Raw genomic sequence first — 12,503 nt, 5'->3', positions numbered from 1 at the left:
AATACAACTTAGATTTCACCTAATAAATATACGTTAAGAAACTTTTTTGTCTGACCATAGGGAGTTTAAAAGTTTTAGTATATTTATTAGGGATAATCTTTTAGTTGTATAAAAACGTTAACTAAGTAGCGGTATTTCAATTAGCCTCATTTTTAGCTTAACATTTAAATTCAATTATTAATATAAATTAAAAAAATTCGCTTTATATTTTTATTTTAGTCCAGCTGCTATTCTAATTTTTTCTTGATGATTCTCATCTACCAGTCCATCCTTATGACGAGTACTATTCAAAAAATGTATATCAAAATGACCTTCAAAATTATTATCATATATATACTGTACACTATGCGGCATAAAAGACATTGATCCTGCTATCTTTCTTCCATCTACTTCTACTAAAATAGCTCTAGTATTCCAGGAATATCCTCCCCATATTTGTTTTGCTATAGCTGTATCATTACTTGTCAGTGGTTCACAATCAGCATGGTTTGCTCCTATAGTTCTTTTTACCATAAAAGTTTTTCCAGTTTCTATATCTGTCACTTTAGCTACATCGTTAATTGCTATTATATACTGAGCTTCTGTCCACCAATCCAGATATTCTCCATACTGACTTCCCATAGTTTCTTTTACAGCTATATTATGAACTGGAATAGTCAATTCTTGTCCTATACTAAGTTGACTGTTTTGAGTTAGCCCATTTACATCTAGTAGCTCCTGCATAGGAATACCATAGTCTATACTTATACTCCAAGTAGTTTCACCAGATTTAACTGTATGGGTTTCATATGTTATTGTTGATTCTTTAGTTTCTACATTTCCTTTAAGATAGATTGTCTGCCCCTCATATATTGTATCTGAAGATAGATTGTTTATACTTTTTAATGAAGATACTGATACATTGAACATTTGAGATATTTTCCATAGAGTATCTCCTTTTTTCACTGTGTACTTAGTTGTATCAACACTTTTAGTTTCTTGATTTATTATAAGTTTTTGCCCTATATATATATTATCAGTAGTTAAATTGTTGTCTTTTTTTATTTTATCAACAGTTGTATTATAAGTCATAGCTAATTTATATAGTGTATCTCCTGATTTTACGAGATAGACATTATTAGATGGTATCTTCAAATTTTGATCAATATATATAGTATCACTTGTTAAATTATTTAGAGATTTTATTTCACTAATAGTTACGTTAAATTTATTAGCAATAGACCATAAGCTATCTCCACTTTGAACTTTATAATCTATAAAGGAAGTTTGACTTGTAGTAGCTTGGTCAGTAGCTGCAAATACTTCTGTATTTGGAACACTGAATGATGTAACCAACATAGATCCTAGCATAACTTTACAAATAGCTATTTTAAGATTAGGAAATTGAGTTTTTATATATTCATGTACTTTATCTATAAATTGAGGATTGTTATTTTCTTTTATTTTATCTAACTCATCTGCAAACTCTGTATTAATATTATTTAAGTATATTACTAATAAATACTCTCCATTTTCCTGTTTTAGCTTATAGTTTTTAATAAGTTCTATTTTAATCACCCCTATATATAATAATATTTTTATTATTATCAATTTGGTGGGCTTTATACACAACTACAGCTCTATACTTGCAAGTATATATCCTTATTTGCTATACTACTTGTAATAATAATATACGAGGAGAGTTTAATATTATGAGAAAAGCTAGTTTAAATGATTTAGATACTATTATGGGCATAATAAAAGAAACTGTAAAAGATATGAATTCATCTGATAACTATCAGTGGGATAATAATTATCCTAATAAAAACACATTTGAAAATGATATAAATAACGAAACTTTATATATAAAAGAAATTGATGGAGATATAGCTGGATTTATATGTGTAGACTATAACGAAGCAAAAGAATACGATGAACTAGATTGGTCTTTAAACGAAAAAGCAGCTGTTATTCATAGAATGGCTGTTAATCCTAAATTCAGAAGAAGAGGAATAGGTACAAAGTTGATAAACTTTGCAAAAGAAATATCTATAGATAAAAATATAAACCATATAAAAACTGATACTCATTCTTCAAATGATAAAATGGATAATTTATTTAAAAAATGTGGATTCAATCCTATAGGTACAGTTAAATTCCAAGGAAAAGAAGATACATTTATATGTTATGAGAATATATTAAAATAGAGATTATTAAAATGTTAGCGAATGATTTAAATATTTCTATATAAAACTTGTATTACGTTGTTTGAATATCCGTTAAGAAAGTTCGTTGTCTGACTAATGGGAGTTTAGAACTTTTAGGATATTCAATAAGACGTAATGCTTAGTTTTATTTGAAATATTTAATACATGAGCGGTATTTTGATAATCTCCATTTTTCACCTACAATCTAGCTTTATTAATCTTAAATTTCCATTATTATAGGTATTACATATGGTCTTCTCTTTGTCTTTTCGTATAAATATCTCTCTATTGATTTTTTCATATTTCTTTTAAGTGCATACCACTCTGTTATATTGTTTTCTAAACATCTATCAAGTTCCCTAGCTGCAATTTCTTTGACTGAATTTATTAATTCCTCTGATTCTTTAACGTATACAAATCCCCTACTTATTATATCAGGGCCTGCTATTACACTATGAGTCTCTTTTTCTATTGTAACAACTATATTCATCATTCCATCTTGAGCTAAATTTCTTCTATCTCTAAGAACTACATTACCTACATCTCCAACTCCTAGACCGTCTACAAATACACTTCCAGTTCTAACTTTGGCACCTTTTTCAGCTTTATCTTTTGATAGCTTTAGTACATCTCCTGTTTCTAATGTGAATATATCATTTCTATTCATTCCAAGTTTATTTGCAAGATTTGCATGATGTTTTAAATGTCTATATTCACCATGAACAGGCATAAAATACTTAGGTGTAGTCAAAGAATGCATAAGCTTTAATTCTTCTTGAAATGCATGTCCAGATACATGAACATCTTCTAAATCCTTGTATATAACCTCTACATTTTTTCTATACAATTCATTTATAACTTTAGATATAAGCTTGTCATTCCCAGGTATTGGAGATGCAGATACTATATATAAATCGTTTGGCTTTATCTTTATCTGTCTGTGGTTATCAAAAGCTATTCTAGAAAGACCAGCCATAGGCTCTCCTTGGCTTCCAGTCGTTATTATAGTTATATTCTCATCTTCATAATCGTCTATTTCATCTACATCTATTATATATTCATCTGGTATATGAAGATATCCCAATTCTCTTGCAACCTGAGATATATTGACCATACTTCTTCCACTAAACGCTACCTTTCTACTGTACCTTATAGATGCATTTATTATTTGCTGCATTCTATGCACATTGGAAGCAAATGTAGCTACTATAACTCTTCCTCTTGCACGTCTTAAAATTCTAATCAATGTTTCTCCTATTGATTTTTCTGATAATGTATGTCCTTTTCTCTCTACATTTGTGCTGTCTGCCATAAGAAGAAGTATACCCTCATTTCCAAGTTCTGCAATCCTTTTTAAATCCATAGGAAGGTAATCTATAGGTGTATAATCTATCTTAAAATCACCTGTATGAAGTATAGTTCCAACAGGAGTATGAATAGCTATACTACAAGAATCTGCTATACTGTGAGTAGCTCTTATAAATTCCATTTTAAAATGATTTAACTTTACAACATCTGAAGCATTAACTGAATTAAGAGTACAGCTTGATAATAGATTGTGCTCTTTGAGTTTATTCTCTATTATACCAAGTGTCAGCTTAGTACCGTAAAGGGGAACATTGAGTTGTTTTAGTATATAAGGTATAGCTCCTATATGATCTTCATGCCCATGAGTTATAAATATCCCCTTTACCTTTTCTTGATTTTTTAATAAGTAGCTTATATCTGGAATTATCATATCAACTCCGTACATATCTTCATCAGGAAAAGCTATACCACAATCTACAACCACAATCTCATCTTCATATTCAAATGCAGTAATATTTTTACCAATTTCTCCAAGACCTCCTAGAGGAATTACTTTTACACAGTTTTCATTTTCCATTTTTGATCCTCCTTTTTAAATTACTTAATAGTATAAGTTTTCCTTATTAGAAAATCTTTATTCAAAAACATATATACTTATAGTACAATGATATCTATAAAGTTAAACTTAATTCAGATGGAATTTTTACTCCATCTGAATTTTTAGTTAAACTAATCCAGAAGCTGTAGAGTTCTTATCTCCATACTTAAGAAGATGGAGTCTTAGAACTCTTAGCTTTCGGATATACTAAAGGAGGTAGTTTAATTGGAAAAACTTTTTTATGAAGATCAATACCAAAAATCTTTTACTGCAAATACAGTAAACGTAATTGAAAAAGAAGGTAAATTTCATATAGAACTAGACAAAACTTGCTTTTATCCAGAAGGCGGAGGTCAACCTAGTGATACTGGATTTATTGAAGATGTAAAAATAACTTATGTATACGAAGAAGACAATCATATATATCATGTTGCAGATAAAAAGCCTAATAAAAAAAACAAAGTCAAATGTTCAATAGATTGGGATAGAAGATTTGACCATATGCAACAGCATCTAGGTCAACATATTCTATCAGCTTGTTTTGTAAAATTACTGGGCGCTCCTACTGTTGGATTTCATTTGGGAAAAAATCATTGTACGGTAGATATTCAAAAGTTTCTTGATAAGTCTGAAATAGAGAAAGTAGAAAAACTTGCTAATGATATAATACTTCAAAATATATCTTTAGAATTTTTATATCCTACAAGATCAGAACTTAAAAAAATGAATATAAGAAAGATGCCATCAAATGTTGATGGTCCAATAAGAATAGTTAAAATTGATGATCTTGATGTCAATGCATGTTGTGGAATTCACCCAAGTTCTACTATTGAAGTTCAAGTTATAAAGATAACTAAATGGGAAAAATATAAAGATTGTACAAGAATAGAATTCTTATGTGGAGATCGTGCTATAAAAGATTATTTTAATAAAAGTGACTTTACATCTACAGTATGCTCAAGTTTAACTTGTGATACTGAAGCTGCTTTAATTCAAATAGAAAAACTAACTAAAGAATTCAAGAAAGCTTTATCTGAAAATAATAAATTAAAATCCAAAATAGCAGATTATGAAATAGAAGATATGCTTAGAAACTGCGAAGATACTAAAGGAATGAAGATTATAAAAAAAGTTTATGATAATGAAAGTGTAAAAACTGTAAACCTTATAAGTTCAAAGCTTACTTCTTTTGATAATGTTATAGCGCTACTTGGAGTTAAGGCTGAGGATAAATCCAACTTATTATTTATGAAGTCTAAAAATATAAAAAATTATAACATGAATGAATTGTTAAAAGATGCTATTACGCTTATCGATGGTAGAGGTGGCGGAAATGAATTTTCTGCTCAAGGTGGTGGAAAGCAAGGTAATAATATAGAATCTGCTCTTGATTATGCTTATATGAAGATTTTAAATTCATAGTAAATGAAAAAGTGTGTTCTTTCATTAAATTTTTAATGAATTGAGCACACTTTTTTTATTCAATACAATCATTTTTTTACAATAATACCAATATATTAAAGATTATTATCCTTAACACCGATAATAAGTTATGAATGTTAATTTCAGTTTAAGAAAGGAAATTTTAGATATGATGAAAGTCCCTTTTGCCCAACTCAATTATCAGAATAACTTAACCTCTTTAAACAATAAAAGTACTGATCAAATAAAAGAAGATGCTAAAAAAGAAAAAGTTTTTGAGACTCAAATGATTAATCTAAATGAACCAAAAACTAAGAGCTATAAATACGTTTTAGAAGGTGGTTTGATAAAAGTATATCTTGTAAAAGATGGTGTCACTATGCAATGTGTAAAAACAATTTCTTTAAAAGATGTAGATCCATCAATTTTATCTCAAGTAGAGAATATCAGCTTTTCAGATATTATTATGATTGTTGATATGCAAAAAGACGAGGAAAAAAAACATAAAAAAGAAAAAGCTATTTATGATAATAAAGGTTATAATGAATATTCAAAACAACCTTCATTTAAGCAAGATATATAATTTAAAATTCAGATGGAGTAAAAGCTCCATCTGAATTAAGTTTTACTTTATATTTTGATAGATAAGAATATCTTTACTATAGATTAAAAAATTCTAGTATCGAATCCCTAGCTGTATTAACCATTAAATCCATTTCTTTATTATCAATAACATAAGGTGGCATAAAGTATATTACATTTCCTAATGGTCTTAACAATACTCCTTTTTTAAGAGCTATTTTATAAATGTTATAACCAACTCTACTCTTCCAGTCAAATCCTTCTTTAGTTTCTTTATTTTTAACAAGTTCAATAGCTCCTATCATACCCAATTGTCTATATTCTCCAACATGAGGTAGTTCATCTAGTATATTTCCTACTTTTTCTCTTAATAAATTAGATTTAATTATATTATTCTCAACCACATTTTCATCTTTAAATATATTAAGTGTCTCTACTGCAATAGAACATCCCAATGCGTTTCCAGAATAACTATGACTATGTAAGAAAGCCTTTAACTTTGAATAATCATCATAAAAAGCATTATATATTTTATCAGTCATCAAAGTTAATGCTAGAGGCATATACCCTGCCGTTAGACCTTTAGATAAACACATAATATCTGGTGAAATTCCAGCATTCTCACATGCGAACATCTTTCCAGTTCTTCCAAACCCTACTGCTACTTCATCCGCTATTAAGTTAATCTCATATTCATCACATAGTTTTCTTAGTTTTTTTAGATATTCTGGAGAGTATATTTTCATACCTGCTGCCCCTTGTACCATAGGTTCTATTATTATAGCGCTTATTTCTTCATGTTGCTTTTCAATAGTTTTTTCCATTTTCTCAAAGCACTCAGCTCTACAATTTTCTCTGCATAATCCATAAGGACATCTATAACAATCAGGCCCTTGTGCTTTAATAACATCTAATAACAACGGATTAAATACCTTATTATAAAGCTCAACATCACAAACTGATAAAGCACCTAGTGTTTCTCCATGATAAGCATCAGATATCTTAACGAATTTTGTTTTTTTGTTTTTTCCTATTTGTTGATGATATTGAAAGCTCAACTTTAAAGCTATCTCTACTGCTGAAGATCCGTTATCACCAAAAAAAATCTTGTTTAAGCCATCTGGTGTTACATTCACTATTTTCTCAGCCAGTTCAATAGCTGGTTCATGAGAAAAATTTGCAAGCATAACATGTTCAAGCTTATTAGCTTGCTTGTATAGAGCTTCATTTATTCTTTTATTAGAATGTCCGAATAAATTTACCCACCATGATGAAACAGCATCTAAATATCTTTTCCCATTCATATCCTCTAAAAAAACTCCTTCTCCTCGTTTTATAACTATAGGATCAAATGTTTCATAGTCTTTCATTTGAGAACATGGATGCCATATATATTTTAAATCTTTTCTTTGAAGTTCATTCATTTTATTCACTGTAATCTCCCCCATCTTTTCTTATAACCAAATTCAATAATTTATCTATATGTAGGTTCTTATCAAATTCTTTTCTAGCTTTTGAAATAAATCCTTCTTTTCCATCTAAATCCAATTTATTTATTACAGCAATTATATCTAATCCTGTTATAGACTTAATAACCTCTATATTGTCATCTTCATAATAAGTACCAGTATATTTATTTATTATTAATCCTCTTATTTGTATTCCTAAACTTTTTAGGAAACTCACGGTTAGTACAGTTTGATTAATAGTTCCTACTCCTATTGTTGTTACTATAACTACAGGGATATTTAAATCCTTTACAAGATCATAAATGTAATATTCATCTCTTATTAACGGAACTATACTACCCCCTGCCCCTTCTACTATGCAAAAATCATATTTTTCATATAGTTTTTTATAATGATTTATTATTCTATTTTTATCTATACAAACATTTTCTATTTCAGATGCAAGATGTGGAGATACTGCTTCTTTGAAGCAATAGCAATTCATTATTTCATAGTCTTCTTTAACCTCAGCTATTTTTTTAATAAATTCAATATCACCTGATATTAGTTTATTATCTTTTACTATTCCCCCACTTTGCACAGGTTTCAAGCTAATAGCATTAAAGTTATTTTTTCTTAAAATATAGTTTATCCCTGCTGTTACAAATGTTTTTCCAACATCAGTATCGGTACCTAATACAAAAACACCTTTATTCAAAAAACTCCCCCCTTATTCCCTTATATCTCTAATCCAGCATTAACTATCATTTCTTTGTCATCTTCAACATTACTTCCTATTGTAGTTAAAAAATTCCCTACTAATGCAGCATTCACTCCTGCTTTAAATCCTAAGCTCTGTTTATCTTTTAATCCCACTCTACCTCCAGCATATCTAATATATGAATTTGGGTTAATATATCTAAATAATGCCATACTCTTAAGAATTTCTAATGGAGATATAACTTTTAAATCTTGATATGGAGTTCCTTTTATCGGCATTAGTATATTAAGCGGTATTGAATTTATTTTTAAAGATTTAATTTCAAATGCCATTTTCACTCTATCTTCTTTGGATTCCCCCATGCTAAAATTCCCACCACAACAAACTTCAAGATCTGCTTTTACAGCATTTTTTATAGTTTCTATTCTGTCTTCATAATCATGAGTCGTACATATATTTTTATAGTTATAACTGCTAGTCTCTACATTATGATGATATGTACTTACCCCTGCTTCTTTAAGCTTTAATAATTGTTCAAATGTTAATATTCCATGTGATGCACATAACTTAAGATCTGTGTCTGCTTTAAGTCTGCTATATATTTCTACTAATCTATCCATTTCTGTCTCACAGCTTATACCTCTACCGCTAGTAACTAATGAAAATTTGTGAACTCCTAGAGCTTGAACTTCTAAAGCTCTTTCTAAAATTTCATCATAGTTTAATAAGTCATATTCTGTAACACCTGTATTGTAATAAACTGATTGAGCACAATACTTACAATCCTCAGAACATCTACCTGATTTTGCATTCATTATTGTACATAATTCAACCTTATTACCTACATATTTTTCTCTTATTTTATTTGCTCCTAAAAAAAATAAGTCTAGAATTTCAATATCATTTTCATCTATATCGATTATTTTTAATGCTTCATCATACGTTATTTGCTTACCATCTAAAACTTTTTGTGTTACTTCTTCAATAAATTTTTTCATATTATATCACTCCACTCAAAATATAATTTAGATAGATTAAAATAACTATTCTGCTTGATTTTTTAATATTTGATTTTCAGTCAAATTTGTTTTTCTTAATATTGGTATCACACGAACAGCTGAATACGCTATTATTACACTGAGAATTAAATCTGAAACTATATATGGTACAAACCCTACTAATATTGCTGATTTTACTGTCATTGCTTTTTTAAGATAAATATTAATAATCATATAAAGATAAGAAACACCTATTACATAAACCCAAAATAATCCCAGTAATACTGGTCTAAGTATTTTTATAAAAGTAATGTCTTTTAATTTCTCAGTTGATCTACCAATTACATAAGAACATACTATAAATCCTAATAAGTATCCAAATGTAGGCTGAAAGATATATGTAGGTCCTCCTCCATTAGCAAAAATAGGAATTCCTATAAGTCCGATAATAACGTATAGTAATTGTGAATATAACCCATGCTTAGCCCCTAAAAAAACTCCTGAATATGCACAGAATAGATATTGCAAAGTGAATGGAACCATTGGTATAGGTATTTTTATAAATGCACCTATTGCAGTTAAAGCAGCAAACATTGGAATCAAAATCATGTCTCTAGTTTTAATTTTCATATTATTATTCTCTCCTTTTACCAAACATTTCTTTACGATGTTATTTTACATAGTTAAATCACTATTGTCAACCTCTTTCATTTTTAAGTTTACAATTAAATCTCAATTGATTTTTTGTAATATTTTACATTTAATAAATTCAATACTTATCTGAAAGCAAAAAAATAATACCCTATTTTTATAAAATAATTACTATATTAAGAAAGTAATCTAGTATAAAAAAGTGGTATTATTTTTATTTTTTCCTGTTAGGCCTATTCGATGATTTTACCATAATCTCTAATATCAGTTCCATAATATTTAAGACTTCCATCATATCCATCAAACACTGCCGAATATATTATATTATTATCTTTTATATGAGCCTCGTACTCTACTTTTCCTTTTGTATTTGCAATAGTTATAATATCTAGTATCTCCCCATCTATTTTATTTTCAATATCTTTCTTAGTTATAGATGGAGAAATTATATTTTTGTTTAAATTTCCTATATAAAAATCAGTTATTATCTTATTTTTATTGATAGTTATGTATATTTCACTGCCTTCATAATATACGTCATTATCTTTTTGTATATATTTATATGTTATATCCTTTAAAATCTTTTCATCATACCTTATATTTTTATCATATAAATAAACCTTATCTATGAACTTACTTACTGTATTTTGAGCTGTGTTATATAGCTCCTGTTCGTTATATTTTTTATCAGAAGCATATATTGTATATCTAACTGTACTTATTTTAATTGCTTTGGTTGATTTATCGTAATTCAATTGATATTTTGGCTTATCATGAAATTTATTTTGTGACTCAAATTCTTCTTGAGGAGTATTAAATACATACTCCGGTTTATTATTATTTTTGATATCATATTCAAGAATATCATCTCGTATAACTTTCGAAAATATCTCTTCACAATATTTTTTTATTTGCTCAAAATTCTCTTCTCTATTTTCACCGACTTCATTTTTTAATTTATAATCTATAAGAATCTTATACTTCTCTTGATCTAAGATTTCATCTGCTTTTTTAGAAAATTCACTTTGAGTTTTAAGTATTTTTTTCTCTATTTTCTTTTGGTAGTTGTAATCATAAAAACCCTCATCATATAATTTGCCCATTATTTTTTTACATTCTTTTAAAAGTTCATTGTTATACTCCTCAAGTGTTGTTAAATACTGTCGTTCTGTATCATCTATAATATTATCACTTATTATAGATTCTATATTTTCATTTACAGTTCTATATATATCCCATATATAATTATCATCATAATATTTACCATTTATTTTTCCTACCATATTGTTACATCTTGAATAACTCCTAATTACACCTCTAGATATAAATTCTTTGTTATTATAATTGTCCTTAACCGTTAAAACACTAGATATGTTCTTATTTAAATCTTGAAGTTCTTCTTTAAAATATTCTAAATTATAATATATATTTTGATTAACAGCTTTTTTCATATCTTTATGCTTGTCTATATAGTTATTTGAATAATAAATTAAAAATAATATAAGTAAATCTATTACAATTATAGATATTTTATTCTTACTCAACTTCATACGATAATCCCCCTTGTAGTTTTAGGTAGAATTATTATACCATATCTTTACATTCCCTAAAAATGCCATATGGTCGCCATAGTTTTCTAAGTATTTTTCCTATATCAGCCTTAATATTTCCATATATTACTTGTATTCTGTACTTTGGTGCAAAAACTATATGATATTTACAATTCCACTTTGTATGTGCTAAACCACTATTATACATATTGAATGAACCTCCTTTGTAATGGTTTTGGTCGTCAAACCTAATTCCATTCTACATTGGAGGTTCTATTTTTTTCTACACATGGCTATAAGCTTTTTAGAACCACAGGTATAACCTGTGATATTCGTTATACAATAAAAAAAACATCTGCTTTTTAGCAAATGTTATGAATTCAAAACTCTTCTTCCTGTAACATAAGTTTCAGAGTAATAACCTTCATTTAAAGGCGATATAACTACTTTTTTATATTTTGATGAAGCGTGTATAAACTTGTCATCTCCAATATACATACCTACATGGGATACACCATTTCCTTTAGTATCAAAAAAAACTAAGTCTCCAGTTTTTAACTCTTTTTTAGGAATAAACTTACCATTCTTAGCTTGATCTTTTGAAACTCTATTGATATCAATTCCAAAATGCTTCATTACGTATTTTGTAAACCCAGAGCAATCAAATCCTTTAGGAGTATTTCCTCCCCAAACATAAGGAACATTTAAATATTTTTTGGAAAAATCAATTACATTATTCTTTATCGACTCTGATTTTCTTAAATTTTTATTTTTTATATTACTTAATTTATTTGTATGTTCTTTTAAAATGTTATTAAAATTATTATTTTTATCCTTACTAGAGTTAATTCTATTCACTGTATTTTTTCTAATAGAAACAGGAAGTCTTGATTCTATTTCAGTAATTTTTTGATTATATATTTCTCGCACATTCATACTATCAATCTCCCTTTATATTCCTAATTTAATAATATCTAAATTTTATAACAATTTCAATGGAAATATATGTACTAAATTATTTAATGATCTAATACCATCA

11 protein-coding genes and 1 pseudogene are annotated in these 12,503 nt (G+C 27.7%); 3 read left to right on the top strand and 9 right to left on the bottom strand.

Going from position 1 to position 12,503, the window contains the following annotated elements; all coding sequences use genetic code 11:
• Positions 1-210: 210 nt before the first annotated feature.
• Positions 211-1,557 (bottom strand): muramidase family protein, encoded by a 1,347-nt coding sequence (locus tag P4S50_RS03095; RefSeq protein WP_277733039.1) that lies wholly within the window; start codon positions 1,555-1,557, stop codon positions 211-213.
• Positions 1,558-1,691: 134 nt separating this feature from the next.
• On the opposite strand from P4S50_RS03095, the gene P4S50_RS03090 reads away from it, so the two are divergent.
• Positions 1,692-2,186 carry a GNAT family N-acetyltransferase gene (locus P4S50_RS03090; protein WP_277733038.1) on the top strand — a complete coding sequence of 165 codons (495 nt, stop codon included), beginning with the start codon at positions 1,692-1,694 and terminating at the stop codon, positions 2,184-2,186.
• A gap of 220 nt (positions 2,187-2,406) precedes the next feature.
• Here the strand turns inward: P4S50_RS03090 and P4S50_RS03085 are convergent, their stop codons facing one another.
• A complete protein-coding gene (locus P4S50_RS03085; protein WP_277733037.1) occupies positions 2,407-4,071 on the bottom strand; it encodes a ribonuclease J in 1,665 nt (554 codons plus the stop codon).
• Positions 4,072-4,317: 246 nt separating this feature from the next.
• Between P4S50_RS03085 and P4S50_RS03080 the strand changes: the two genes are divergently transcribed.
• The gene (locus P4S50_RS03080; protein ID WP_277733036.1) at positions 4,318-5,514 is read left to right on the top strand and encodes an alanyl-tRNA editing protein; all 1,197 of its coding nucleotides are present in this window, start codon (positions 4,318-4,320) and stop codon (positions 5,512-5,514) included.
• Positions 5,515-5,683: 169 nt separating this feature from the next.
• Entirely contained in the window at positions 5,684-6,097 is a 414-nt protein-coding gene (locus P4S50_RS03075) for a hypothetical protein (RefSeq protein WP_277733035.1), read from the top strand.
• Positions 6,098-6,173: 76 nt separating this feature from the next.
• Here P4S50_RS03075 and bioA read toward each other — a convergent pair whose 3' ends face one another.
• From bioA to P4S50_RS03040, 7 genes and pseudogenes are all read right to left on the bottom strand, one after another.
• On the bottom strand, positions 6,174-7,520 hold the full coding sequence (gene bioA / locus P4S50_RS03070) for an adenosylmethionine--8-amino-7-oxononanoate transaminase (protein WP_277734661.1): 1,347 nt from the start codon (positions 7,518-7,520) through the stop codon (positions 6,174-6,176).
• 1 nt (position 7,521) lies between these two features.
• A complete protein-coding gene (gene bioD, locus P4S50_RS03065) occupies positions 7,522-8,262 on the bottom strand; it encodes a dethiobiotin synthase (RefSeq protein WP_277733034.1) in 741 nt (246 codons plus the stop codon).
• 20 nt (positions 8,263-8,282) lie between these two features.
• Entirely contained in the window at positions 8,283-9,263 is a 981-nt protein-coding gene (gene bioB, locus P4S50_RS03060; protein WP_277733033.1) for a biotin synthase BioB, read from the bottom strand.
• A 45-nt stretch (positions 9,264-9,308) separates the two neighbouring features.
• Complete coding sequence (locus tag P4S50_RS03055; RefSeq protein ID WP_277733032.1) at positions 9,309-9,893, bottom strand: biotin transporter BioY; 585 nt, start codon at positions 9,891-9,893, stop codon at positions 9,309-9,311.
• Between the two features lie 254 nt (positions 9,894-10,147).
• Entirely contained in the window at positions 10,148-11,464 is a 1,317-nt protein-coding gene (locus P4S50_RS03050) for a hypothetical protein (RefSeq protein WP_277733031.1), read from the bottom strand.
• A gap of 61 nt (positions 11,465-11,525) precedes the next feature.
• Positions 11,526-11,672: pseudogene (locus P4S50_RS03045) on the bottom strand (transposase); the annotation flags it as partial.
• A 164-nt stretch (positions 11,673-11,836) separates the two neighbouring features.
• Positions 11,837-12,400, bottom strand: a complete 564-nt coding sequence (locus P4S50_RS03040) for a C40 family peptidase (protein ID WP_277733030.1) — start codon at positions 12,398-12,400, stop codon at positions 11,837-11,839.
• Between the last annotated feature and the right edge of the window lie 103 nt (positions 12,401-12,503).

The organism is Tepidibacter hydrothermalis (assembly GCF_029542625.1).
Classification (GTDB): Bacteria; Bacillota; Clostridia; order Peptostreptococcales; family Peptostreptococcaceae; genus Tepidibacter_A; species Tepidibacter_A hydrothermalis.
This window is presented reverse-complemented; position numbering and strand designations above follow the sequence as displayed.